Below are 25,406 nucleotides of genomic sequence, written 5' to 3' on the forward strand. Positions count from 1 at the left end.
ACGCGGGGTGAGACGGGGTGAAGCATGAAATCAACCGCGGAACCTCGGATTGCATCGTGATCCGGCCCAAAAAACAAATTCATTTATCAAATGAATAAATGCGTAAACAGGCTGAATAGATCGATGCGCGGTCGTCTCATACCCTATGCATGTCGCACGAGTTGGCAGACAAGGCGCGCGATGGTCTTACAATACGCTCACCTCAGTCCACGCAATACCTGCTTACCGGCCCCTCCCGACACGCGCCGGCGGCGGGCAACGCGGACAAAAAACCCACGAACCGAGACACATGACCCGAGACCCCCGCCTGACTCTCAATGCCCGGCAACAGGAACTGCTGGAGTGGGTGCAACGCGACGGCTTCGTGACCGTGGACGACCTCGCGGCCCACTTCGACGTGACGCCGCAGACGATCCGCCGCGACGTCAACTGGCTCGCCGACATGAACCTGCTGCGCCGCTATCACGGCGGCGCGAGTCTGCCGACCAGTTCCGAAAACGTGTCCTATACGGCGCGTCAGCGCATGTTCCATGACGAGAAGCGGCGCATCGCGGCGCTAGTGGCCACTCACATTCCCGATCAGGCCTCGCTCTTCATCAATCTCGGCACCACCACCGAAGAAGTGGCTCGCGCGCTCAATCGGCACCGTGGCCTGCGCGTGATCACCAACAACCTGAACGTCGCCATCATGATGAGCGGCTATCCGGATTGCGAGGTGCTGGTGACGGGCGGCATCGTGCGGCCGTGGGACAAAGGGATCGTCGGCGAACTGGCGATCGATTTCATCCGGCAGTTCAAGGTGGACTTCGCGATCATCGGCACGTCGAGCATCGAAACGGACGGCACGCTGCGCGATTTCGACACGCGCGAAGTGCGGGTGGCCGAGGCGATCATCCAGCATGCGCGCACCGTTTTCCTCGCCGCCGACAACTCGAAATTTGGTCGCCCGGCGCTGGTTCGCCAAGGCCATCTCGATCAGATCGACGCCTTGTTCACCGACATCGCACCGCCCGCCGAGATGACCGAGACGCTCACAGCCGCCAACTGCCAGGTCTATATCGCCGACTGATGCCAGGCGTTTTTCGCCATGTTGCAGCGCACGCAAAACTTCGAGTGAAATCAAGGATCTGGCCGCGGCCCCTAACCGCCTCTGAGGCGCCCAATTGTCAAAGGGAGAATTTACTGGGGCCGATTTGGTATTTAACGTGCGGTTGACTACACTCCAGTTCCCCGGCGTACTTTCCGCATTCTGCGTAGCGCCGGTTGCGTGAAACTGTCGTTTGAGCGTACCTCCCGCCTGATCCTTTGCGGACTTCACTGGCGTGAGCCAGTCGCCGGCAAGGCCGTCCGCGTTTGCTTGACATGGAGAGAACGATGCTAAGTCCGCATGAATTCGCCACGTTGTTGCTCGTCAAGGATGCTCCCAACCAAGTCGATATGGAGCGAGAAGAACTCGACGCCCTGCTGGAACGCCAGTTGGTGCAACTCGAACGGCTCGCGTCGGGCAACGAACAATGGCGCGTGACTGAAAGCGGCGATAGCGCTCTGCGGGCCATCAAGCGCCTTTCCTAGTTTGCTGGTTTCATTGGGTTGCGGCCGGACGACGCAGTCGACGTCCGGCGCTGTGACGGCGGGTGCGCCGCGCTTTCATCGCGCGCGCCCTTGCTACTTTGAAACCTTTCTCTTCGTGTGAAAAGCAGGACGCCGCCCGGCGTCCGCTTTATTGTATCCAAATCATTTACACAGTAAATTGACGCGACGGACTTTCTGCCCTCGCGCATGCCCAAAACGCTCTCCCCCGACGACATCCAGCAATTCCGCGAGGCCATGCGGCGCGTGGCCGAGAATGCGTTCGCGACGCGTGGCGCCGAGGGCGTGACGATGCGTGAACTGGCCAAGGAGCTGGGTTGCAGCGCCATGACGCCCTATCGCTACTTCCGCGACAAGGACGAGATTCTCGCGATGGTGCGCGCCGCGGCGTTCAATCGCTTCGCGGCGCGCCTGGAAGCGGCCGCGAAGACCGCCCCGGAAACGGATCACTCCGCGGTGAGCGAAGCCTACGTGGCGTTCGCATTCGACGAGCCGCACGCCTATCGGTTGATGTTCGATCTGGCTCAGCAAGCAAGCGTCTACCCGGATCTCGCCGCCGCCTCACAGCGCGCGTGGCGGATGCTCGGCGCGCACTTCGAGCGGCTGGTCGCCGCGGGCATTCTGGAAGGCGATCCGCAGTTGATCGGATACGCGTACTGGGCGAGTCTGCATGGCTTCACCATGCTGGCGCTGGCCAATCAGTTGCCGTTACCTCAGTCGCAGCAACCTGCCGGCGCCGTCAATGCGCCGACGCGCGAAGCCGTGTTCGCGCAAATTCGCCGGATGTTGTGGCGCGGCGCGCAGACGCAGCGCGGCTAGCGCTTACTGCGTGCGAAGCGGACCGGTTCAACGAACGGCGATAAGCAAGCTGAAAGACGCCGCTCGCGCCAGGCTCAACCGTTGCGCAACGTCGGATCGACGGCCGCGCGCCAACTCAACGCCTTGGCCCGCTGATCAGTAAAGAACGTCACCCACTGATTACGCACCTGCGGATCGGTGCTCACGCCCTGGCTCGCGTGACGCTGCGCGATCGACGTCTGGAACGCGCAGAAATCGTCCTTCGACAGCTTGCCGCGCCGGTTTGCCACGTACGCGTCGAACATCGCCGCGTAGACGCCTTGCGCGTCGTTGCCGTAATCGACCGTTTGGGCACTGCACATCTGCTGCAACGACACGAACGACGGCGCGCCCCTCGTTCCGCTCAGGCTCGGCGAGCTGACACACCCCGCGAGAAGCGTAGCGGCGCCGATCATCAAAAGTCCACGCATGAATTCACCTCGAAATGGCTGCTGCCGAGAGTATCGTCCGTGGCCGCGGGTTGCGCCACTACCCGGACAACCGTTAGAAGGCCGTCAAGACAAACCGAACTTTACTTTTTCGAATATGTTCATTAAAGTTCGAAAACGAACGCTAGCGGTTCGATAGACTTTCCAAACGATTTTCCAGATACGACGGAGGGGACACAGCAGGTGACGCAAGGCTCGAGATACGATTTGCTCGTCGTGGGCGGCGGGATCAACGGCGCAGGCATCGCTCGCGATGCGGCGGGCCGCGGCCTGTCAGTGCTGCTCTGCGAACAGGACGATCTGGCGGCGCATACGTCGTCGGCCAGCACGAAGCTGATTCACGGCGGCCTGCGCTACCTTGAGTACCGCGAGTTCGGGCTGGTGCGCAAAGCGCTGCAGGAGCGGGAAACGCTGCTGCGCGCCGCGCCGCACATCATGTGGCCGCTGCGCTTCGTGATGCCGCACATGCCCGATCTGCGCCCGGCCTGGCTGATCCGCGCCGGTCTCTTCCTGTACGACCATCTCGCCAAACGCGAACTGCTGCCCGGCTCGCGTGGCATCGTGATGCGCAATCATCCGGCGGGCGCACCGCTCATCGATTCGATCAAGCGCGGTTTTGTGTACTCGGACGGCTGGGTCAACGACGCGCGCCTCGTCGTGCTGAACGCGCTGGATGCGCAGGAGCACGGCGCGAAAATTCTCACGCGTACGAAACTGCTGAGCGCCGTGCGCGCCGGCGGCGAATGGCGTGCTCAACTCAAGCGCGCGGACGGCACGATTCTGGACGTGCGCGCCGGATCGATTGCGAACGCCGCGGGCCCATGGGTCCGCGAACTGCTGCAAGGCGCGCTCGGCCGCGCCGCGTCGCGCAGCGTGCGGCTCGTGAAAGGCAGCCATATCGTCACGCGGCGTCTGTTCGAACACGACCACGCGTACATCTTCCAGAATCCGGACAAGCGCATCATCTTCGCGATTCCGTACGAACACGACTACACGCTGATCGGCACGACGGATCTCGAATATCGTGGCGACCCGTCGCAAGTGGCGATCAACGCCGACGAAACGCAGTACCTGTGCGACTCGATCAACCGCTACTTCAAGCAGAAGATCTCGCCGGCCGACGTGCGCTGGACCTATTCGGGCGTGCGTCCGCTGCTCGAGGAAGAAGGCGCGGACAATCCGTCCGCGGTCACGCGCGACTACTCGCTCGAACTCGACGCGCCCGCTGGCGAAGCGCCGCTGCTGTCGGTGTTCGGCGGCAAGATCACCACCTTCCGCAAACTGGCGGAAGAAGCCGTCGACAAACTCGCGCAGGCGTTGCACAACGGCGCGTCTTCGTGGACGGCCGGCGCGCCGTTGCCCGGCGGCGACATTCCGAACGCCAACTTCGAGCGATTTCTCAGCGAATTCAAACAGCAGCATGCATGGCTGCCGGCCGATCTGGCGCATCGCCTCGCCCGCGCCTACGGCACGCGCGTCAAGCATGTGGTCGGCAATGCGCGTTCCGTGGCCGATCTCGGCCGCGCCTTCGCGCCGGGTCTTTATGAAGCGGAACTGACGTACCTGCGCGACACGGAATGGGCACGCAGCGCGCAGGATGTGCTGTGGCGCCGTTCGAAACTCGGCTTGCACGTCGAACCCGGCACGCTCGATTCGATCACACGCGATATCGACGCGTGGTTCGCTCGCGAACCCGAGCGACAGAGCGCATAGTCAGACATCGCCACGCGGCGCGCCCGCTGAATCTATACAAACCGCATCGATTCACCCTTCGGCTGGACCAGGCGGGGCCGCCCCATCACATGTGTTGCAGCCCGCTTAAAACTACAAGCCGTTCCCGTCGCCGGCTATCCGTTTGGCGATTCATAAAACGCATGGAGAAGAGACAATGCAGGACCAGTACATCCTCGCGCTTGACCAGGGCACTACCAGCTCGCGCGCGATGCTGTTCGACCGGCTCGGCAATATCGTGTCGACCGCTCAGAAGGAATTCCAGCAAATCTATCCGCGTCCGGGCTGGGTCGAACACGATCCGCAGGAAATCTGGTCGACCCAGGCCGGTGTCGCCGCCGAAGCCGTGACGCGTGCCGGCATGAACGGCACCTCGATTGCCGCGATCGGCATCACCAATCAGCGCGAAACTACCATCGTGTGGGATCGCGAAACCGGCCATCCGATCTATAACGCGATCGTCTGGCAAGACCGCCGCACCGCCGACTTCTGCGACCAACTCAAAGAGCAAGGCCTCGAGGAAAAAGTCCGCGCGAAAACCGGCCTGCCGATCGACTCGTACTTCTCGGCGACCAAGATCCGCTGGATCCTCGACAACGTCGAAGGCGCGCGCGAAAAGGCCAAACAGGGCCGCCTCGCGTTCGGAACCGTCGATAGCTGGCTGGTGTGGAATTTCACCAAAGGCGGCCTGCACGTCACCGACGTCACCAACGCGTCGCGCACGATGCTCTTCAACATTCACTCGCTGAAGTGGGACGACGAACTGCTCGAAGCGCTCGACATTCCGCGCAGCATGCTGCCGGAAGTGCGGGCTTCGTCGGAAGTGTATGGGCCGACCAAGACCACCGTGTTCGCTTCGAAGATTCCGCTCGCGGGCATTGCCGGCGATCAGCACGCCGCCCTCTTCGGCCAGATGTGCACGGAGTCGGGCATGGTGAAGAACACCTACGGCACGGGCTGCTTCCTCGTGATGAACACCGGCGACAAGCCGATCGAATCGAAGAACAATCTCGTCACCACGATTGCCTGGCAGATCGGCGATCAGATCGATTACGCGCTCGAAGGCAGCATCTTCATCGGCGGCGCCGTGGTGCAATGGCTGCGCGACGGCCTCGGCATCATCAAGAACGCCGCTGAAATCGAAACGCTGGCACGCAGCGTGCCGCATTGCGACGGCGTGTATCTGGTGCCCGCCTTCGCCGGCCTCGGCGCGCCGCATTGGAATGCGCGCGCTCGCGGCACGCTGTTCGGCGTGACGCGCGGCACGTCTTCGGCGCATATCGCGCGCGCCGCGCTCGACTCGATCGCCTATCAATCGCTCGACGTGTTGAAAGCGATGGAAGCCGACTCCGGCATTCGCATCGGCGAATTGCGGGTGGATGGCGGCGCCTGCGCGAACAATCTGCTGATGCAATTCCAGGCGGACATTCTCGGCGTCGACGCAGTGCGCCCGCAGGTAGCGGAAACGACCGCATTGGGCGCGGCTTATCTGGCCGGTCTCGCGGTGGGCTACTGGAAAGACGTCGACGAATTGCAAAGCCAGTGGAAGCTCGACCGCCGCTTCACGCCCGCCCTGCCGCACGCCGAGGTCAAGCAATGCCTCGACGGCTGGCAGCGCGCAATTCGCGCCGCGAAGGCCTGGGCCGACACGCCCTGAGCGCGTCTTTCACCACGTCTCTTTCAACAATAAAGAAGCCGCTTATCCGGCGGCTTCCCTGACAACTATATTTCGGATAACCAACGATGTCTCCTTACATTGCCGAATTCATCGGCACGGCACTCGTAGTGCTGCTCGGCGACGGCGCCGTCGCCAACGTGCTGCTCGCGCGCACCAAAGGCAAAGGCGCGGACCTGATCGTGATCGTCATGGGCTGGGCGATGGCCGTGTTCATCGCCGTGTACGTCACCGCGTCGTTCAGCGGCGCTCATCTGAATCCCGTCGTGACCATCAGCCTCGCGCTGGCCGGCAAGTTCGCCTGGGCCAAAGTGCCCGGCTATATCGCAGCGCAGATGCTCGGCGGCATGGCCGGCGCGCTGCTCGTATGGATGGCGTATCGGCAGCACTTCGCGAAGGAAGGCGACGCCGACGTGAAGCTCGGCGTGTTCTGCACCTCGCCCGCGATTCGCAGCGTGCCGCACAATCTGCTCACTGAAATGATCGCCACGTTCGTGCTGATTCTGGGCGTGCTGTATCTGGCTTCGCCGCAAGTCGGTCTCGGCGCGCTCGACGCGCTGCCGGTCGGCCTGCTGGTTCTCGGCATCGGCATCTCGCTCGGCGGCCCGACCGGCTACGCGATGAGTCCCGCTCGTGATCTGTCGCCGCGTTTGATGCACGCGCTGCTGCCGATTCCGGGCAAGCGCGACAGCGACTGGCACTACGCGTGGATTCCGGTTTGCGGTCCGTTGCTGGGCGGTGCGGCGGCAGCGTGTCTGTATCTTTACCTGCACGTGCACTGATCTGGCCGCGTAGGCAGGACTCACCTCAGGCGTGCATCAAAGACACGCCTAAGCAAAGTGACGGGAAGCGGCGGCGCTGCTCAGGCGGCGCCAAAGCACGTATCATGGTGCTTTCACTTACCGCGCATGAGCTTGCATTTGCCTTGCTTATGCGCTTCGTTTTCCGTTTTCAGGCATGATCGACCACCTCATCTGTGACTGCGACGGCGTGCTCGTCGACAGCGAAATCATCGCTGACCGCGTGATGCTCGACACGCTGAGCGCCACCTTCCCCGGTCTCGACTTCGAACCCATCGTCAAGACGGCCTTTGGTCAGCAAACGTCGCGCTTTCTCGAAGGTATCGAGAAGTCGTTCGATATCACGCTGCCCGCGAATTTTTTCGACACCATCGAACACAACGTCGAGCACGAACTCGCGGCTTCGCTCAGCCCGATCAACGGCGTGCGTGACGCGTTGCAACGCGTCACGTTGCCGGCCGCTGTCGTGTCCAACAGCCGGATGGCGCGCGTGAATGCGTCGGTGCGGCGCGCGGGCTTGCAGCAGATTTTCGGCGAGCGCATTTTCAGCGCGGAACAGGTGGCGCGCCCGAAGCCATATCCCGATGTGTATCTGTTCGCCGCGATGACGCTGGGCGTGGAACCGTCACGATGTGTGGTGGTGGAAGACAGCGTGGCGGGTTTGAATGCCGCGCGCGCGGCGGGGATGAAGACGATCGCTTTCGTCGGCGCGAGCCATATTCCCGATGGCTACGCGGACGCACTGCGCAAGATGGGCATGACGCGGATCATGCAGCATATGGATGAATTGCCCGCGCTGGTCGAAGCCGGCGTGCGTGGCGAGTTCGGCGACGTGCAGTCGTAGGGTAGGCGCTGCGGCAATTCGAAACGCCGGTTGCAATGCTGGTGTAGGCGGCAGATTTGGCGACATGCACGCGTAGTCGTTCGCAACAATAGAAAAGCCGGCTGCGAGAGCCGGCTTTTTCGCATCTATACGGAAGCGAGTGCGCGTGTCATCTCACGCGCACACACCCCAGGCATCAAGCCTCGTCAGCCACGCATTCGCGCGCCTGCGCCAGCGCCTGACGAAACTCCACCAACTCGGCGATGGTCAGCATCGGCAGATTGTGTTGCGCGGCGAAGCGCTCCACATCGGCGCCGCGCGTCATCGTGCCGTCCGGGTTCATCAGTTCGCACAGCACGCCGGCCGGCTTCAGACCCGCCAGAATCGCGAGGTCCACCGTGCCTTCGGTGTGGCCGCGACGTGCCAGCACGCCGCCGGATTGCGCACGCAACGGGAACACATGGCCCGGACGCACGATATCGGCGGGCTTCGCCGTGTCGGCGATCGCGGCGCGAATCGTCGTCACGCGATCGAGCGCGGACACGCCGGTGGTCACGCCGTCGCGTGCTTCGATCGAGACCGTGAACGCGGTGCCGTGACGGCTTTCGTTGTTGACGGCCATGGGCGGCAGTTCGAGCGCGCGGATCTTCTCGTCGGGCAGGCACAGGCAGACGATGCCGCTGCATTCGCGGATCAGCAACGCCATGGTTTCGACGGACAGACGCTCGGCGGACACGATCAGATCGGCTTCGTTCTCACGATCGTGGTCGTCTTGCAGGACGACGGCGCGGCCATCGCGCATGGCTTGCAAGGCGGCGGCGATGCGCGGCGGAACGGCTTCGGTGTCGAGCAGCGGAAGATCGAGGAATGCGCTATCCGCAATCGTCGACGGAGCAGGGAAAGTAGCAAAGGTCATGATTGAAACGCTCATCGCAAAAGTTGGGCGAGAAACGTTTCAGGGCATTGCAAACAGACAAAGACGCGCCGTTGAACGCCGCGCAGAGCGACGCTCGCGCACCACCCCAACCTGCAAGCGGCGCCACGGAAACGAACATGACTATCTGCACATCTTCTTCCATCCGGACTCTAACCGTCGGCTCTGGCTTCTCACCAGATCTGCTGACCCCGTTCCAGTCTTTCCTGTTTGGAAGACTGCACAACACGGGCGCTCGCGGGCTCACCGGCTCACGCTTTCGCGTTGCCGGCATACCGCCGGTGGGGAATTTCGCCCCGCCCTGAAGACGCACTGATTGCCGGATTAACCGGCTGGCAAAGCATACAACAGTCGCGCCGCGCGTGCAGCGCAACCCTACTGGTCAGACGGAAATTGCTACCTGCGGGTCTTCACGTCCGTGCGCGCCGATCAAACTGGCGCGGCCTCGCGTACCGGCTCGTGGTGCGCGGGCACGTCCCAGCGCGGCGGCGTCTCCGCCTTCAACGTCACGCGGAACGCGCGCGCTTCCGTGTCGCCAGGATTGCGCAGGCTATGCGGCTGGTCGGCGTCGAACACGATCGCGTCGCCCGTGGCCAGCAACTGGCGTTGATCGTGGACGCTGACTTCCAGCGTGCCTTCGCTCACCACCAGATTCACCGTCGTGCCCGGCGCGCGGCGCGTGCCGGCTTCGGTGTGCAACGGCGCGATACGCAACTCGTGAAACTCGGCGGCGGTCGGCTCGGCGTCGGGATAAAGCGGCCGGGCCGAATAGCGTCCGTTCGAACTGACGACCCGCGACGAGCGTTCCGCCGGCAAATGCTCGAAGCCGTTGGTCGCGTGACGCCGCAAGAAAGCCGCCACCGACACCTTCAACGCCGCGGCCACCTTGCACAGCACCTTGATGGACGGCACGCTGCGCGCCGACTCGATCTGCGCGAGCATGGCGCGCGACACGCCGGAGGCGCGGGCCAAAGCGTCGAGCGACAGTTGCCGCTCGGCGCGCAAACGGGCGAGATTCACGCCGACCAGATGTTCTAGTGCATCGAAGGGTTCAGCGGGACGCGGCGACGTATCGGTGTCAGCCGTGGGATCGCGAACCAGCGCAAGCGGGGAATGCATGATTGCCTCCAGGAGCGCCGCCGGACGGCGGGCAAACGGTTAGTGGAAGCAAGATAGCATCGCGCCCCGCCGCGCCCAACGAAGTTATCTTCACACTGTTATCAGCATTGCGGAGGACGTTTTCCGCAATGCTTGTGCGAATTTTTCATAAGGGCGTAGGGGCGGCCAGTTCACGGACCGAAGCGCCCTCACGCCCGCTGCGCCACCGTCGATGCCGGCGCATCCATACGCGCCGCGAACCACGTCAGCAGCAACGCCACCACGCTGACCGCGGCCGCCACCCACGGCAAGGTATCGAGCGAATGGCCGTGATTGATCACCAGACCGCCGAGCCACGCGCCGCCCGCATTGCCGACGTTGAACGCACCGATGTTCAACGTCGAAGCCAGATTCGGCGCCGCGGCCGCCTTTTCGACCACGCGCATCTGCAACGGCGGCACCGTGGCGAACGCGGCAATGCCCCACACGAAGACTGTGAGCGCCGCGGCCACTTGGGAATGGCTGGTGCGCGCGAAGATCGCCATCACCACCACGAGCGCGACCAGAATGCCCATCAGCGACGGCATCAACGCACGGTCAGCCAGCTTGCCGCCGACCGTATTGCCGATCGTGAGGCCCACGCCGAACAGCACTAGAATCAGCGTGACGCCGCGCGGCGAGAAGCCGCTCACCTGTTCGAGAATCGGCGCGATATAGGTGAACACGACGAACACGCCGCCGAAGCCGAGCACCGTCATGGCGAGCGCGGTCCAGACTTGCGGGTCCTTCAACACGCGCACTTCATGACCGAGGCCGACCGGACCGGCGTCATGACGATTCGGCACCAGCGCCGTGACGCCCGCGAGCGACAGCACGCCGAACGCGCTGACGATCCAGAACGCCGCGCGCCAGCCGAACTGCTGGCCGACGAACGTGCCGAACGGCACGCCGAGCACATTCGCCAGCGTCAGACCCGTGAACATGAGCGCAATGGCGCTCGCACGCTTTTCGGCCGGCACGAGCGAAGCCGCCACCACCGCGCCGATGCCGAAGAACGAACCGTGCGCGAACGACGTCACCACGCGCGCGATCATCAGCACGGAATAGCTGGACGCGATCGCGCACAGCGTATTGCCGACGATGAACACGCCCATCAGCAACTGCAGCGCCAACTTGCGTGGCATCTTGCTGGTCACCACCGCGAGCAGCGGTGCGCCGACGGCGACGCCGAGCGCGTAGCCGCTCACCAGCAAACCCGCCGACGGAATCGACACCGCCAGATCGTGCGCGACCTCGGGCAGCAAGCCCATGATGACGAACTCCGTCGTGCCGATCGCGAATGCGCTAATTGCCAGCGCCAGTAATGGAATGGGCATTTCTCTTCTCCAGGATTTAAATTTGAGCGTGATGCAGCGCGGTCACGAATTCGATGACGACGCCCGGCGCGAGCGCCGCGAACAATTGCGCCTGAGCCTCCTGCGGCCCCATCTGCGGCACGCGCGCGGTTTGATAATCGACACCGTGCGCATGCAGGCGGCCGAGCAGCGCCTGCCATTCGGCGGCGCTCTCCAGCCGGAACGCGATGTGGTCGATACGCGGCGCCGTCCGGCCGGCAACGGCGGGGACTGTCGCGTCAATCAGGTGAATCAGCGGGCGGCCGTTCGCGTAAAGCCAGTAGCCGTCGATCGAAAACGGCGGCCGTGCGCCTTGGGTCAGGCCGGCGACATCGACGAAAAAACGTCGGGCCGTGTCCAGGTCGGCGGTGACGATGGTCGCGTGATCGAGTTGCATGGCGTGGGCAGCCTTAGGGTTTTCCATGAGCGCCATTGTCGGGTCTGGGCGTCGATTTGATAATTGGCGTAGCATTTGAAGCATTTTCAAATATCATTTGAAAGATTCGCCATGGACAACCTCGGTGACATCCGCCTGTTCGTCGAAGCGGCGCAGCAGGGCAGCCTGTCCGCGGCGGGCCGCAAGATGGGCCTCACGCCCGCCGCCGCCAGCGCGCGCCTTGCCAAGCTCGAAGCCGGCCTTAAAGCGCGCCTGTTCGAGCGCACCACCCGACAACTCAGGCTCACCGACGAAGGCCGCCTGTACCTGAACTGCTGCCGTCAGGCGCTGCAATCGCTCGACGACGCCGAAGCCGCCCTGCAAGCCGGCCAAGGCGTCGTGCGTGGCAAGGTGCGGGTCTCGGCGACCTCGGACTTCGGCCGCAATCTGCTGATGCACTGGCTCGACGAATTCAACGCGCTGTATCCGGAAGTGACCTTCGCGCTCACGCTGTCGGACTCGCTGGCGAATCTGGTGCAGGAGGACATCGATCTGGCGATCCGCTTCGGCGTGCCGCAGGACAGCTCGCTGGTCGCCCGCAAGCTGGCGCCGAACCGGCGCGTGCTGTGCGCGTCGCCGGACTACATCGCGCGCAAGGGCGAACCGAAGGATCCGCACGATCTCGCCAATTTCGACTGCATCGTGCTGGCCACTGCCACCGGGCTGGCGAACGAGTGGCGCTTCACGCGCGGCGACGAGGTGCAGCACTACACCGTGCCGTTCGAAGCCGCCCGCGAGACCAATGACGGCGCCGTCGCCCGCGAATGGGCACTGCGCGGCTACGGCATCGTGATCAAGTCGATGTGGGACGTGGAAGCGGACCTGCGCGCCGACGGCCTCAAAATTCTGCTGCCGGAATGGCGCTATCCGGACGCGCCGCTGCACGCGCTTTACCATCGCAACCGCTTCATGGCGCCGCGCGTGCGCGTGCTGCTGGATTTCCTGAGCGAGCGTTTCGCGCAGGTGTCGGACGAACTGGAAGGTCTGCTGGGCTTGCCGCCGGAGCGGCCGCACGGCCAGGTGGCCGGGGAAACCGCGTCGCGCGAAGGGCTATAATATTGAGCTACGCTGCAAACGTGCCCTGAAACTTGCCCGCATGGCCTGAAGCTCCGCCCCGCGGCCCGCTCGCACGTTTCGCCCTGTTCACCTTTTAAACGACGCCCCCAGGTTAACCACTGCGACCGGCGAAATTCGATGACCAAGAAAGTTTATGTAAAGACCTTTGGCTGCCAGATGAACGAGTACGACTCCGACAAAATGGTCGACGTACTCGGCGCGGCTGAAGGACTCGTCAAGACTGACACGCCGGAAGACGCGGACGTCATTCTGTTCAACACGTGCTCGGTGCGCGAAAAGGCACAGGAAAAAGTGTTCTCCGACCTCGGCCGCGTGCGCGAGTTGAAGGAAGCGAATCCGAATCTGATCATCGGCGTGGGCGGTTGCGTGGCGAGCCAGGAAGGCGCGGCGATCGTGGCGCGCGCGCCGTATGTCGATCTGGTGTTCGGTCCGCAAACGCTGCACCGTCTGCCGCAAATGATCGACAAGCGCCGTGAAAGCGGCCGCGCGCAAGTGGACATCTCGTTCCCGGAAATCGAAAAATTCGATCACCTGCCGCCGGCGCGCGTCGACGGCCCGAGCGCGTTCGTCTCGATCATGGAAGGCTGCAGCAAGTACTGCAGCTACTGCGTCGTGCCGTACACGCGCGGCGAAGAAGTGTCGCGCCCGCTCGACGACGTGCTGACCGAAATCGCCGGCCTCGCCGACCAGGGCGTGCGCGAAGTCACTTTGCTCGGCCAGAACGTGAACGCCTATCGCGCCGGTCTCACACTGGGTTCGACCGATATCGCCGACTTCGCTCAGTTGATCGAATACGTCGCGGACATTCCGGGCATCGAACGGATTCGCTACACCACGTCGCATCCGAAGGAATTCACGCAGCGCCTGATCGACACCTACGCGAAGGTGCCGAAGCTCGTCAGTCATCTGCATCTGCCGGTGCAGCACGGCTCCGACCGCATTCTGATGGCCATGAAGCGCGGCTACACGGTGCTCGAATACAAGTCCGTAATCCGCAAGCTGCGCGCGATCCGCCCTGACCTGTCGCTCTCCACCGACATGATCGTCGGCTTCCCCGGCGAGACAGAAGAAGACTTCGACAAGATGATGGCGCTCATCCACGAGATGAAGTACGACACCAGCTTCTCGTTCATCTACAGCCCGCGCCCCGGCACGCCGGCCGCGAATCTGCACGACGACACGCCGCGTGAAGTGAAGCTCAAGCGTCTGCAACATTTGCAGGCCACCATCGAGGAAAACGTGCAGCGCATCAGCGATTCGATGGTCGGCAAGATCGAGCGCATACTGGTCGAGCGCCCGGCGCGCAAGGATCCGAACGAACTCGCCGGCCGCACCGAAAACAACCGCGTGGTGAATTTCCCGGCGCCGATCGCGTCGCACGCAAGGCTGATCGGCCAGATGGTCGACGTGAAAATCGTCCATGCGTACCCACATTCGCTACGTGGCGAGCTCGTGCTGGTTCATGACGACGCGAACGCCACGACCCACTAAGCGACGCCAACGCGCGTAGCGAAACCGACAGGATCGACCCACCGCCTTGAAGACCACTCAGCAGCATCTGGAATTCACCGCACCGCGTGAAGACAACGCGCGGCTCGCCAACCTCTGCGGCCCGCTCGACGAAAATCTGCGCCAGATCGAGCAAGCGCTCGACGTGACGCTGCAACGCCGTGGCCACCGCATCACGATTCGCGGGCGCGGCGCGAAACTCGCCCTCACCGCGCTCGAAAAGTTCTACGACAACTCACAGAAGCCGCTGTCGATGGACGACATCCAGCTCGCGCTCGTCGAAGTGCGCCAGCCGGCGCGGCATCGTACGAACGGCAACGGCAATGGTCATGGCGATGCGGCGGGCGACGCGCGTTTCCCCGGCAATCCCGATCATCCGTTCGACCAGCCCGCCGACGCCGGCGACGACGACCTCGAAGAACTCGGCCCGAAGCTTTACACCCGGCGCGCCGACCTGCGCGGCCGTACGCCGGCGCAGCGCGAGTATCTGAAGCAGATCATTTCGCACGACGTGACCTTCGGTATCGGTCCGGCCGGCACCGGCAAGACCTATCTCGCGGTGGCTTGCGCGGTGGACGCGCTCGAACGCGATCAGGTCAAGCGCATCGTCCTGACCCGTCCGGCCGTCGAAGCGGGCGAGCGTCTCGGCTTCCTGCCGGGCGATCTGGCGCAAAAGGTCGATCCGTATCTGCGTCCTTTGTACGACGCGCTGTACGACCTGCTCGGCTTCGACAAAACCGCCAAGATGTTCGAGCGGCAGATGATCGAAATCGCGCCGCTCGCCTACATGCGCGGCCGCACGCTGAACCACGCGTTCATCATCCTCGACGAGGCGCAGAACACCACGCCCGAACAGATGAAGATGTTCCTCACGCGGATTGGCTTCGGCTCGAAGGCCGTGGTGACCGGCGACACGACTCAGGTCGACCTGCCGCGCGGCCACAAGAGCGGGCTGATCGAAGCGCAACAGGTGCTGGCCGACGTGCGCGGCATTGCGCTCACGCGCTTTACCAGCGTGGACGTGGTGCGGCATCCGCTGGTCGCGCGAATTGTGGAGGCGTACGATGCGCATTCGCAGAAAACCGCCAGTCCGGCGGATTCGCGCTAAGCGCCCGCAGCCACAACGCACGCAACGAACGCATTACAACGAAACCGCATGAGCCGCGCCCCGAAACTGACGTTGAACCTGCAATTTCCCGCCGCCAAGACCTGGCCGGAACACAAGGCGCTGCTGCCGCGCGCCACCGTGGCCGGCTGGATCAAGGCGGCGCTCTTCGCGGACGGCGAACTGACGGTGCGTTTCGTCGATGCCGAAGAAGGCCGCACGCTGAACCGCACCTATCGCGGCAAGGATTATTCGACCAACGTGCTGACCTTCGCCTATGCCGAATCGGAAGACGATCCGGTGACGGGCGACCTGATCCTGTGCTGTCCGGTGGTCGAGAAAGAAGCCGCCGAACAGGGCAAGCCGCTGATCGCGCACTACGCGCATCTGCTCGTGCACGGCACGCTCCACGCCCAGGGCTACGACCACGAAGTCGAGGAAGAAGCCGAGGAAATGGAAGCGATCGAAACGGAAATCCTCGGCAAGCTCGGCTTTCCCGATCCTTACCAGTAGGCGTCGATCACCCGCGCGTCGCCAACGTCCAATCCGTTCAAAATCCATCGTGAGCACCTCTTCTCCTGAAGCCGACACCCGAACGCCCTGCCCGGACTATCCGCCGGCGCTCGGCGAATCGCGGCTCCTGACGGACGAGGAACTGCGCGCGTCGCTCGACTGCACGTTGCGCGACTGGGACCGCAAGAGCGACCTATGGCTGTTCGGCTATGGTTCGCTGATCTGGAATCCCGGCCTGCCCACCGTCGAAGCCACCCGATCCAAGGTCCACGGCTATCACCGTGGCCTCTATCTGTGGTCGCGAGTGAATCGCGGCACACCCGAGCAGCCGGGCCTCGTGCTGGCGCTCGATCGCGGCGGTTCGTGCACCGGCATCGCGTTCCGGCTCGCGGCCGAAGGCTCGATGCCGCATCTCGAAGCGCTCTGGCGCCGCGAAATGGCGATGGGTTCGTACCGGCCGGCGTGGCTGCCGTGCGTGCTCGCCGACGGCCGGCGCGTCGATGCGCTGGCCTTCGTGATGCGCCGCGACGTGCCGAGCTACACCGGCAAGTTGCGCGACGACGTCGTCAAAGCCGTATTCGGCTGCGCGAGCGGGCGCTACGGCACCACGCTCGACTACGTCAGCCGCACGGTCCACGCGCTGCGTGAAAGCGGCATGCCCGATCGCGCGCTCGAAGCGCTGCTCGAACGGTGTCGCGAGGAAAGCCGCGAAGCAAACGTGAAAGCGGGTCAGAAAGCAGACCAGAAATAACCGTGACGAACGGCGCTTTTTTTCCTGGAAACGCTTTTCCGCGCGTAATCAGTTAGGATTGACCCACGCCCGCCCCCACGGCGGTGCCGCTTCACCCCAGCTTCACTCATCGCCCAGCCGGGCGGGACACGGTCCTGCCATGTGCCTGGTGTATCCTTAATGCTCTGTAACAGCGCGCCCAGTCTTGCCGGGCGCACTACCATGAACGACACGTATCCCAGTCGACGCCAACTCGACAAACCGCAGGAAAAACGCTCACTCCTCGAGCGTCTGACCGACTTCATCTCGCCCGAGCCTGACTCGCGCGCCGAACTTCTGGAAATTCTGCAGGACGCGCACGAGCGCAACCTGATCGACGCCGACTCGCTGTCGATGATCGAAGGCGTGTTCCAGGTGTCCGAACTCAGCGCGCGCGACATCATGGTGCCGCGTGCGCAAATGGACGCGATCAACATCGCGGAGAATCCCGCCGAATTCATCCCTTACGTGCTGGAAAAAGCGCACTCGCGCTATCCGGTCTATGAGGGCAATCGCGACAACATCATCGGCGTGCTGCTGGCCAAAGACCTGCTGCGCTACTACGCCGAAGAAGAATTCGACGTGCGCGGCATGCTGCGTCCCGCCGTATTCATCCCCGAATCGAAGCGCCTGAACGTGCTGCTGCACGACTTCCGTGTGAATCGCAATCACCTCGCGGTGGTGGTCGACGAATACGGCGGCGTGGCCGGTCTGATCACGATCGAAGACGTGCTGGAACAGATCGTCGGCGATATCGAAGACGAATACGATTTCGACGAGGAAAGCGGCAATATCATCGCCTCGCCGGATGGACGGTTCCGCGTGCGCGCGCTGACCGAAATCGAACAGTTCAACGAAGCCTTCGGTACCCATTACTCGGACGATGAAGTCGACACGATCGGCGGACTCGTCACGCATCACTTCGGACGGGTGCCGCATCGCGGCGAAAAAGTCCGCCTCGACGATCTGACCTTTGAGATTCTGCGCGGCGACGCCCGCCAGATTCACATGCTGCTGGTGCGCCGCGATCCGCTCGCCGGCCAGCGCGAGCGCGAAGCGCAGCACGTGCAGACCTGATCCGGTCCCGGCCGGTTCTCTGTTCGCTTCGTCGACCCGCTTTTCGACCCGCTTTTCAACCCTTCACGCCGACCGCGCAACAATGGCCGACCCGATGACTTCCCGTTCGCGCCGCGGCGTGAGCGCTTCTGCCGCCCAGCAAACCCGTGGCCGCACGCTGCCTCGCTGGCACTACCTCGTCGCACTGGCCGCGGGCGCGGCCAATACGCTCTCGTTCGCGCCGACGCCGCATGGCGGCTGGCTCGAACTCGCGATCTTCGCGTTCTTCTTCGCCTGGCTCACGCGCACCACCGGCTGGAAAAGCGCGGCGCTGACGGGCGGCGCGTTCGGCTTCGGCAATTTCGTGACCGGCGTTTGGTGGCTCTACGTCAGCATGCATTTCTACGGCGGCATGGCGGCGCCGCTCGCCGGCGCGGCCGTCGTGCTGTTCGCGCTGTATCTGGCGATTTATCCGGCGCTGGCGGCCGGCGTCTGGTCGTTCTGCGCTGGTCACGCGCGCAACGGCGCGGCTGCGGACGACACGCCGTTTTCGCCGACCTGGCATGGCGCGCTGGCGTTCGCGAGCGCGTGGGCGATCGGCGAATGGTTACGCGGCACGGTGTTCACGGGCTTTCCGTGGCTCGCGAGCGGTTACGCTCAAGTGGACGGTCCGTTCGCCGGCTTTGCGCCGGTCGCGGGCGTGTACGGCGTCGGCTGGGTGTTGGCGCTGGCGGCCGCGTTGATTGTGCAAGCGGTGCTCGCGCTCCTCTCCTCATGCAAGCTGAGCCGGGCAGGCGACGCCAGCAGCAACGGCGCGAAAACCGGCGTGGCGCGCATCGCCGTATCTGGCGTGATCGCACTGGCGCTGATCGTCGCCGGCCTGCTGCTACCGCTCGTGCAATGGACCGTGCCGGCCAACGCGCCGCTGACCGTGCGTCTGCTGCAAGGCAATGTCAAACAGGAAATGAAGTTCGAGGAATCCGGCATGCGCGCCGCGATCGATCAGTTTCAACAGATGATCACCTCGAAACCGGCCGATCTGATCGTCACGCCGGAAACCGCTATTCCCGTCCTCGCCCAGCAATTGCCGGCGCCGTTCGCCTCGGCGGTGCGCAACTTCTCGGACTCGACCGGCAGCGCGATCCTGTTCGGCGCGATCGGCGGCACGATCACGCCGGAAGGTCAGGTGATCGACTATACGAACAGCCTGTTCGGCGTCACGCCCGGCACGCGCGACGTGTATCGCTACGACAAGCATCACCTCGTGCCGTTCGGCGAATTCGTGCCGTGGGGCTTCCGCTGGTTCGTCAACCTGATGAGCATTCCGCTCGGCGATTTCTTCCGTGGCGCGCCGGTGCAGAAGCCGTTCATCGTGCACAACCAGCCGGTCGCCGTGGACATCTGCTACGAAGACATTTTCGGCGAAGAGATCGCGCGGACCATCCGCGAAAGCGATACGCCCGCCGGCGTGCTGGTCAACTCGACCAATCTGGCCTGGTTCGGCGACACGATCGCGCTCGATCAGCATCTGCAGATCGCGCGCATGCGCTCGCTGGAAACCGGCCGTCCGATGCTGCGCGCGACTAACACGGGCATGACCGCCGCGATCGATGCAAACGGCAGGGTAATCGGGCGCCTGACGCCGTACACGATCGGCTCGCTCGATGTCACCGTGCAAGGCACGGCGGGCAGCACGCCTTACATCACGAGCGGCAATAACACCGTGTTGGCGGTTTCGTTGCTGCTGCTGGCATTCGGCTTTGCGTTCGGGCCGGGCACTACGCGGCGGCGCAACGGCAAGCAATAAGCCGCGCGATTAAACCGCATCAATCCCGCGCGCCGCCTATGAAAGCGGCGCGCGCGAATCAAGCAAAAAAACACTGCAATATAAAACTCGCGCCGCGGATTACCGCGAGCGCACGATTTATCCCAAATCAGACTTTACTGGTTCGAAGCAATGCGCTGCTGAACATGCTGCGCACGCGCCGGCGATGCCGGATGCGAACTCAACATACTCGATTTACCGCCATCCAATGCTGGGAGCTTGTTGAATGCCGTCGCCAATCCCGACGGATCGAGATTCTTCTTTTTCTGCAAGTCGAACGAATAATCATCGGCTGCGCGACGTTGCTGACATTCGAGCACGCTGCAAATAAAGCGCAGTCGGAAGCGGTAATGGCAAAGCGGTACGATTTCATGGTGGAAGTCTCTCTGCGATATTATTCATTTCTGCGGCGCAGCTTTTAATGCGCCGCCTGTTCGCAACAGGTCTCATTTCGGCAGCAAAAGAAACCGGATCTGTAGATTGCATAAACCATTTGCGCCCCGCACCAGACAAAAAAAATGCGCCTGACGGGCAGGCGCATTTTTACCACAAACGTAAGCTTTAATTCATGCCTCTGGAAGCTTGATGACACTCCACCTCGCGTCCATTTAGCCGCCTATTCAGTCGGCCGGCACCGTATCAATGAACGACTGACGCAGCGAGAGCTTCTGGAAATGTTTGTCCAGATTCGGATACGGTTCGCGCCAGTTCAATTCCGGCATGCGGAAATCCAGATAACCCAATGCGCAACCCATCGCGATATCGGCGAGCGTGTAGTGATTGCCCGCGCACCACGTCTTGCTGCCCAAGCCCTGCGCCATCGCGATCAGGGCTTCGTCGATCTTGCGTTGCTGGCGCGCGACCCACGCGTCCACGCGTTGCTCCGGCGCGCGCTGCGTGCCTTCGAGGCGAATCAGCACCGCTGCGTCCAGCACGCCGTCGGCGAGCGCTTCCCAGCAGCGTACCTCGACGCGCTCGCGTCCTGACTGGGGAATCAGCTTGCCGACCGGCGAAAGCGTATCCACGTATTCACAGATCACCCGCGAGTCGAACACCGCTTCGCCATCTTCCATCACGAGGCACGGCACCTTGCCGAGCGGATTGAAAGTGTGAATGCGGGTGTCCGGCGCCCAGACATTCTCGGGCACCAGTTCGTAGTCGATCTTCTTGTCGGCCAGCACGATCCGCGCTTTACGCACGAAGGGACTAGCGAGCGAACCGATGAGTTTCATCATTACCCTCTGCCTTTTCCTGAATCCGGCGAAAGTATAAGTGCTTGGCGGCATTCACGAGCATCATGCCGACGCTTCGCGAGCCGCACGGGGACTCGCTGTGGACGGATTGCAACAGCGCCGCGGGCGCGTTGGCCGCCGCTTCCATGAGTATCCCGCGCAAAATAACTCCGCGCGTGGGCGCTACAATCGCACGATGAACCAGCCGACCGAACCCACCATCGCCATCGACGTCTACCGCACGCGCCGTGAGCGCGTACTCGCCGCGCTGCGGGCAGCGGGTGGCGGCGTCGCCATCGTCCCCACCGCGCCGGAAGCACTACGCAACCGGGACGCCGATTATCCCTACCGGCACGACAGCTACTTCTATTACCTGACCGGTTTCACCGAGCCCGAGGCACTGCTGGTGCTCGACGCCAGCGCCGCGCCCGGCGAGCCGGCTTCGGTGCTGTTCTGCCGCGAGAAGAACGTCGAGCGCGAAACGTGGGAAGGTTTCCGCTTCGGCCCGGACGGCGCGCGCGCGGCCTTCGGCTTCGACGCCGCGTTCGCCATCGTCGAAATCGATACGCAACTGCCGCGTCTGCTCGCCGATAAGCCGTCGCTGCATTACGCGCTCGGCGCGTCGGCGCAACTGGACGAGCGGGTGCGCGGCTGGCTCGACGCGGTGCGCGCGCAAAGCCGTGGCGGCGTCGCCGCGCCGGCGGTCGCGCGCGATCTCGTCCCGTTGCTCGACGAGATGCGGCTTATCAAGGACGATCGCGAACTCGCCATCATGCGTCGGGCCGGGCAGATTTCCGCCCAGGCGCATCGTCGTGCCATGGCCGCGTGCCATCCGGGCGTGCGCGAATATGAACTCGAAGCCGAACTGCTCTATACGTTCCGCAAGTTCGGCGCGCAGGCGCCGGCTTACACGTCGATCGTCGCGGCCGGCGCGAACGCCTGTGTACTGCACTACCCGGCCGGCAATGCGATTGCCCTGGACGGCGACCTGATCCTGATCGACGCAGCCTGCGAACTCGACGGCTACGCGTCCGACATCACCCGCACCTTCCCCGCGAGCGGCCGCTTCACGCCGGCGCAGCGCGAGTTGTACGACATCGTGCTGGCCGCGCAGCAGGCCGCGATCGACGCCACCCGCGCCGGCGCCACCTTCGACGATCCGCACCAGGCCGCCATGCGGGTGCTGTCGCAGGGCTTGCTCGACACCGGCGTCATCGACCGCACGAAGTTCGCCTCGGTCGACGACGTGATCGCGGAACGCGCCTACGCGCCCTTCTATATGCACCGTACCGGCCACTGGCTCGGCATGGACGTGCACGATGTCGGCGACTACCGCGAACGCGGCGCGCCGCGCGACGAAGCGGGCGCGCTGCCGTGGCGCACGCTACAAACCTCGATGACGCTGACGATCGAGCCCGGCCTGTATATCCGGCCGACCGAAGGCGTACCCGAGCGCTACTGGAACATCGGCATCCGCATCGAGGACGACGCGATCGTCACGCCGACCGGCTGCGAACTGATGACACGCGACGTGCCGGTCGCCGCCGACGAGATCGAGGCGCTGATGCAGGAAGCCCGCGCGGCACATGAAACAAGGAAGTAACTCGCCATGAACGACGTTTCCCAATCGACGGTGATCCTGAGGCCCGCCGTGGCCAGCCAGCCCTTCGATTTCGACGTGACGATTGTCGGCGCCGGTCCGGTCGGGCTGGCGCTGGCCGGCTGGCTGGCGCGCCGCAGCGCGACGCGGGCGCTGAAGATCGCGCTCGTCGATGCGCGCGAGCCGGAGGATTCGATCGCCGATCCGCGCGCGATCGCCGTGTCGCACGGTAGCCGGATGATCCTGGAGCCGCTGCGCTGGCCCGCCGACGCCACCGCGATCCAGCGCATCCATGTCTCGCAGCGCGGCCACTTCGGCCGCACGCTGATCGATCACGGAGAGCACGGCTTGCCGGCGCTCGGCTACGTGCTGCGCTACGGTTCGATCGTGCATGGCCTTGCCGAGGCGGTGCACGCGACCTCGGTGCATTGGTACCGCTCCACCTCCGCCGCGGCGCCGACGCAGGAACTCGACGGCGTCACGCTGCCGATCGAAACCGCCGGCATCACGCGTCAGTTGCGCACACGCATTCTGGTGAATGCCGAAGGCGGTCTGTTCGGCGATCAGAAGTCTGCTAAACGCGTGGGCAAACGCGCCGGGAAGGACGCCCACGTGAGTGCGGACGAACACGTCGGTGGCGGCGGTGGCGGCGGCGGCGACAGGACCGACAGCCGAGCCGCGAATAGCGCGGCGAAAAGCGTTGATCGGCGCAGCGGCCGGGACCGGGACGCCGCGCGGCGCGCCGGCAGAGGCGCCGTCGAACCCGGCTCGCGCGATTATGGACAAACCGCGCTGGTCGGCACGGTGACTGTATCCGCGCCGCAACCGCACGTGGCGTGGGAGCGCTTCACGTCGCAAGGGCCGATCGCATTGCTGCCGATGGGCGGTGTGCGCGGCGCCGACTACGCGCTGGTCTGGTGCTGCGCGCCCGAAGAAGCCGCGCGCCGCGCGCAACTCTCCGATGAAGACTTCCTGCGCGAACTCGGCGCCGCATTCGGCGACCGCATGGGCCGCTTCACGCACATCAAGGGACGCGCGTCGTTCCCGTTGGGACTGAACGCGGTGGAAACGCTGGTGAATGGCCACGTCGTCGCGATCGGCAACGCGGCGCAGACGCTGCATCCGGTCGCGGGCCAAGGTCTGAATCTGGGTCTACGCGACGCGCACGCGCTCGCCGACGCCTTGTCGGCGGAAGGTCCGACCCCGCTCGCGCTGGCCACCTTCGCGCAACGCCGCGCGCTCGACCGGCGCATGACGATCGGCGCCACCGACACGCTCGCGCGCCTCTTCACCATCGACTTCGCGCCGCTCGCCGTCATGCGTGGCCTCGCCCTTACCGCGCTCGAATTCCTGCCGCCGGTGAAAACCGCGCTGGCACGGCAAATGATGTTCGGACAGCGCCGGTAGGCGCGCCGCCCGCTCGCGCCGTACGGCCTTTTTACTTGGCGCGCAAGGGTCGGCGCAGGCAGCGCCGGTTCTATGAATCGGCGCACTTTCATAGAAGATTTAATGGGTTACGACAGGCACATGTCGGGTGCCGGCTATCCGTTAACGCTAAAATAGCGGTTTTCTCTCGCATTTCGCGAACGCTCCGATTGACAGAAAGTCAGCAATCGGCCGCGTGCGCGTCCACCGCGTCTCACGTTATGCCCACTCTCGGTTCCCACAATCTGCGTAATAACCTGTTCGTCGCGCCCATGGCCGGCGTGACCGACCGGCCGTTCCGGCAACTGTGCAAACGGCTGGGCGCGGGCTATGCGGTGTCGGAAATGGTCGCCTCGAACGCGCAACTGTGGAAGAGCGAGAAGACCATGCGCCGCGCCAACCACGCGGGCGAGGTCGAGCCGATCGCCGTGCAGATCGCCGGCGCCGATCCGGCCATGATGGCCGAAGCGGCCCGCTACAACGTGGCGAATGGCGCGCAGATCATCGACATCAACATGGGCTGCCCGGCCAAGAAGGTGTGCAACGTGGCGGCGGGGTCGGCTTTGCTGCAGAACGAGCCGCTGGTGCAGCGCATCGTCGAGGCAGTGGTGGGCGCTGTTGGCGTCGGGCCCGACGCCGTGCCCGTCACGCTCAAGATCCGCACGGGCTGGGATCGCGAGAACAAGAACGCGTTGAATGTCGCGCGGCTCGCCGAATCGGCTGGCATTTCGATGCTGACCGTGCACGGCCGCACGCGCGCCGACCTGTATCACGGCGACGCCGAATACGAGACCATCGCCGCGGTGAAAGCGGCGGTGCGCATTCCGGTGGTCGCCAACGGCGACATCACCTCGCCGCACAAGGCGCGCGAGGTGCTGGCCGCCACCGGCGCCGACGCCATCATGATCGGCCGTGCGGCGCAGGGGCGCCCGTGGCTGTTCCGCGAGATCGAATATTTCCTGCAAACGGGCGAGTTGCTGCCGCCACCGCGCATCGACGAAATCCAGCAGGTGATGAACGAGCATCTGGAAGACCACTACGCGTTCTACGGGGAATTTACCGGTGTCCGCACTGCGCGTAAGCACATCGGCTGGTACACTCGCGGCCTTTCTGGCGCCAACGTGTTCCGGCATCGCATGAATACGCTGGACACCACGCGCGAACAACTCCTCGCCGTCAACGAGTTCTTCGACGCACAAAAGGCGATCTCCGACCGCCTCGTCTACGTCGACGAAACGCTCAACAATAACGGCGAGCCGGACCATACCGACCGACTAGCAGCATGAGCAAGAACAATATCGAACAATCTGTCCGTGACAGCCTGGGAATGTATTTCCAGGATCTCGACGGCTCCAATCCGCACGACGTCTACGACATGGTGATTTCCTGCGTAGAAAAACCTCTGCTCGAAGTGGTGCTCGAGCAGGCTGGCGGCAATCAGTCGCTGGCCGCCGAGTATCTCGGCATCAACCGCAATACGCTGCGCAAGAAGCTGCAACAGCACGGTTTGTTGTAGCGCGTTGTAGTT

24 protein-coding genes, 1 pseudogene and 1 riboswitch are annotated in these 25,406 nt (G+C 63.9%); of the genes and pseudogenes, 18 read left to right on the top strand and 7 right to left on the bottom strand.

Annotated features, from left to right (window positions below):
- The first annotated feature begins 289 nt into the window (after positions 1 to 289).
- The 3 genes from HF916_RS45610 (at position 290) to HF916_RS45620 (ending at position 2,409) form a co-directional block, all read left to right on the top strand.
- Positions 290 to 1,069 carry a DeoR/GlpR family DNA-binding transcription regulator gene (locus HF916_RS45610; protein ID WP_168795156.1) on the top strand — a complete coding sequence of 260 codons (780 nt, stop codon included), beginning with the start codon at positions 290 to 292 and terminating at the stop codon, positions 1,067 to 1,069.
- Positions 1,070 to 1,374: 305 nt separating this feature from the next.
- A complete protein-coding gene (locus HF916_RS45615; RefSeq protein WP_006049938.1) occupies positions 1,375 to 1,572 on the top strand; it encodes a hypothetical protein in 198 nt (65 codons plus the stop codon).
- A 207-nt stretch (positions 1,573 to 1,779) separates the two neighbouring features.
- Positions 1,780 to 2,409: a TetR/AcrR family transcriptional regulator gene (locus HF916_RS45620; RefSeq protein WP_168795157.1), complete on the top strand. Its 630-nt coding sequence runs from the start codon at positions 1,780 to 1,782 to the stop codon at positions 2,407 to 2,409.
- Between the two features lie 74 nt (positions 2,410 to 2,483).
- On the opposite strand, the gene HF916_RS45625 is transcribed toward HF916_RS45620, so the two are convergent.
- The gene (locus HF916_RS45625; RefSeq protein WP_206001986.1) at positions 2,484 to 2,858 is read right to left on the bottom strand and encodes a hypothetical protein; all 375 of its coding nucleotides are present in this window, start codon (positions 2,856 to 2,858) and stop codon (positions 2,484 to 2,486) included.
- A gap of 201 nt (positions 2,859 to 3,059) precedes the next feature.
- Between HF916_RS45625 and glpD the strand changes: the two genes are divergently transcribed.
- The 4 genes from glpD to HF916_RS45645 all read left to right on the top strand — a co-directional run bounded on the left by glpD (position 3,060) and on the right by HF916_RS45645 (position 7,926).
- Positions 3,060 to 4,589, top strand: coding sequence for a glycerol-3-phosphate dehydrogenase (gene glpD, locus HF916_RS45630; RefSeq protein WP_168795158.1), 1,530 nt, complete (start codon positions 3,060 to 3,062; stop codon positions 4,587 to 4,589).
- Between the two features lie 175 nt (positions 4,590 to 4,764).
- The gene (gene glpK, locus HF916_RS45635) at positions 4,765 to 6,264 is read left to right on the top strand and encodes a glycerol kinase GlpK (protein WP_168795159.1); all 1,500 of its coding nucleotides are present in this window, start codon (positions 4,765 to 4,767) and stop codon (positions 6,262 to 6,264) included.
- An 86-nt stretch (positions 6,265 to 6,350) separates the two neighbouring features.
- Positions 6,351 to 7,064 (top strand): MIP/aquaporin family protein, encoded by a 714-nt coding sequence (locus HF916_RS45640; protein ID WP_132373170.1) that lies wholly within the window; start codon positions 6,351 to 6,353, stop codon positions 7,062 to 7,064.
- A gap of 175 nt (positions 7,065 to 7,239) precedes the next feature.
- Positions 7,240 to 7,926 (top strand): HAD family hydrolase, encoded by a 687-nt coding sequence (locus HF916_RS45645; protein ID WP_168795160.1) that lies wholly within the window; start codon positions 7,240 to 7,242, stop codon positions 7,924 to 7,926.
- Between the two features lie 175 nt (positions 7,927 to 8,101).
- On the opposite strand, the gene ribB is transcribed toward HF916_RS45645, so the two are convergent.
- From ribB to HF916_RS45665, 4 genes are all read right to left on the bottom strand, one after another.
- Positions 8,102 to 8,821 carry a 3,4-dihydroxy-2-butanone-4-phosphate synthase gene (gene ribB, locus HF916_RS45650; RefSeq protein WP_168795161.1) on the bottom strand — a complete coding sequence of 240 codons (720 nt, stop codon included), beginning with the start codon at positions 8,819 to 8,821 and terminating at the stop codon, positions 8,102 to 8,104.
- Positions 8,822 to 8,968: 147 nt separating this feature from the next.
- Positions 8,969 to 9,152, bottom strand: a riboswitch (FMN riboswitch).
- Positions 9,153 to 9,268: 116 nt separating this feature from the next.
- Positions 9,269 to 9,958: a helix-turn-helix domain-containing protein gene (locus tag HF916_RS45655; RefSeq protein WP_168795162.1), complete on the bottom strand. Its 690-nt coding sequence runs from the start codon at positions 9,956 to 9,958 to the stop codon at positions 9,269 to 9,271.
- Positions 9,959 to 10,146: 188 nt separating this feature from the next.
- Positions 10,147 to 11,313, bottom strand: a complete 1,167-nt coding sequence (locus HF916_RS45660; protein WP_168795163.1) for an MFS transporter — start codon at positions 11,311 to 11,313, stop codon at positions 10,147 to 10,149.
- 16 nt (positions 11,314 to 11,329) lie between these two features.
- The gene (locus HF916_RS45665; RefSeq protein WP_168795863.1) at positions 11,330 to 11,728 is read right to left on the bottom strand and encodes a VOC family protein; all 399 of its coding nucleotides are present in this window, start codon (positions 11,726 to 11,728) and stop codon (positions 11,330 to 11,332) included.
- 111 nt (positions 11,729 to 11,839) lie between these two features.
- On the opposite strand from HF916_RS45665, the gene HF916_RS45670 reads away from it, so the two are divergent.
- The 7 genes from HF916_RS45670 to lnt all read left to right on the top strand — a co-directional run bounded on the left by HF916_RS45670 (position 11,840) and on the right by lnt (position 19,603).
- Positions 11,840 to 12,823 carry a LysR family transcriptional regulator gene (locus HF916_RS45670; protein WP_168795164.1) on the top strand — a complete coding sequence of 328 codons (984 nt, stop codon included), beginning with the start codon at positions 11,840 to 11,842 and terminating at the stop codon, positions 12,821 to 12,823.
- A gap of 138 nt (positions 12,824 to 12,961) precedes the next feature.
- A complete protein-coding gene (gene miaB, locus HF916_RS45675; protein WP_168795165.1) occupies positions 12,962 to 14,335 on the top strand; it encodes a tRNA (N6-isopentenyl adenosine(37)-C2)-methylthiotransferase MiaB in 1,374 nt (457 codons plus the stop codon).
- A 46-nt stretch (positions 14,336 to 14,381) separates the two neighbouring features.
- On the top strand, positions 14,382 to 15,461 hold the full coding sequence (locus HF916_RS45680; RefSeq protein WP_168795166.1) for a PhoH family protein: 1,080 nt from the start codon (positions 14,382 to 14,384) through the stop codon (positions 15,459 to 15,461).
- Between the two features lie 48 nt (positions 15,462 to 15,509).
- Positions 15,510 to 15,971, top strand: a complete 462-nt coding sequence (gene ybeY / locus HF916_RS45685; RefSeq protein ID WP_054034485.1) for an rRNA maturation RNase YbeY — start codon at positions 15,510 to 15,512, stop codon at positions 15,969 to 15,971.
- 49 nt (positions 15,972 to 16,020) lie between these two features.
- Positions 16,021 to 16,722, top strand: a complete 702-nt coding sequence (locus tag HF916_RS45690; protein ID WP_168795167.1) for a gamma-glutamylcyclotransferase — start codon at positions 16,021 to 16,023, stop codon at positions 16,720 to 16,722.
- 201 nt (positions 16,723 to 16,923) lie between these two features.
- Positions 16,924 to 17,817, top strand: a complete 894-nt coding sequence (locus tag HF916_RS45695; RefSeq protein WP_168795168.1) for an HlyC/CorC family transporter — start codon at positions 16,924 to 16,926, stop codon at positions 17,815 to 17,817.
- A gap of 82 nt (positions 17,818 to 17,899) precedes the next feature.
- A complete protein-coding gene (lnt, locus tag HF916_RS45700) occupies positions 17,900 to 19,603 on the top strand; it encodes an apolipoprotein N-acyltransferase (protein WP_168795169.1) in 1,704 nt (567 codons plus the stop codon).
- Positions 19,604 to 19,737: 134 nt separating this feature from the next.
- Here lnt and HF916_RS51280 read toward each other — a convergent pair.
- Together HF916_RS51280 and HF916_RS45710 are read right to left on the bottom strand one after the other, a co-directional pair.
- A pseudogene (locus tag HF916_RS51280) lies at positions 19,738 to 19,926 on the bottom strand (M48 family metalloprotease); the annotation flags it as partial.
- 315 nt (positions 19,927 to 20,241) lie between these two features.
- Complete coding sequence (locus tag HF916_RS45710; RefSeq protein ID WP_168795170.1) at positions 20,242 to 20,856, bottom strand: glutathione S-transferase C-terminal domain-containing protein; 615 nt, start codon at positions 20,854 to 20,856, stop codon at positions 20,242 to 20,244.
- Positions 20,857 to 21,049: 193 nt separating this feature from the next.
- Between HF916_RS45710 and HF916_RS45715 the strand changes: the two genes are divergently transcribed.
- The 4 genes from HF916_RS45715 (at position 21,050) to HF916_RS45730 (ending at position 25,394) form a co-directional block, all read left to right on the top strand.
- Positions 21,050 to 22,456, top strand: a complete 1,407-nt coding sequence (locus HF916_RS45715; protein ID WP_168795171.1) for an aminopeptidase P N-terminal domain-containing protein — start codon at positions 21,050 to 21,052, stop codon at positions 22,454 to 22,456.
- A gap of 6 nt (positions 22,457 to 22,462) precedes the next feature.
- A complete protein-coding gene (locus HF916_RS45720) occupies positions 22,463 to 23,860 on the top strand; it encodes a UbiH/UbiF/VisC/COQ6 family ubiquinone biosynthesis hydroxylase (RefSeq protein ID WP_168795172.1) in 1,398 nt (465 codons plus the stop codon).
- 239 nt (positions 23,861 to 24,099) lie between these two features.
- On the top strand, positions 24,100 to 25,164 hold the full coding sequence (dusB, locus tag HF916_RS45725; RefSeq protein WP_168795173.1) for a tRNA dihydrouridine synthase DusB: 1,065 nt from the start codon (positions 24,100 to 24,102) through the stop codon (positions 25,162 to 25,164).
- On the top strand, positions 25,161 to 25,394 hold the full coding sequence (locus HF916_RS45730) for a Fis family transcriptional regulator (protein ID WP_007180440.1): 234 nt from the start codon (positions 25,161 to 25,163) through the stop codon (positions 25,392 to 25,394). The genes dusB and HF916_RS45730 overlap by 4 nt, the downstream gene beginning before the upstream one ends.
- Positions 25,395 to 25,406: the final 12 nt, after the last annotated feature.

Source organism: Paraburkholderia aromaticivorans (assembly GCF_012689525.1).
Taxonomy (GTDB): Bacteria; Pseudomonadota; Gammaproteobacteria; order Burkholderiales; family Burkholderiaceae; genus Paraburkholderia; species Paraburkholderia aromaticivorans_A.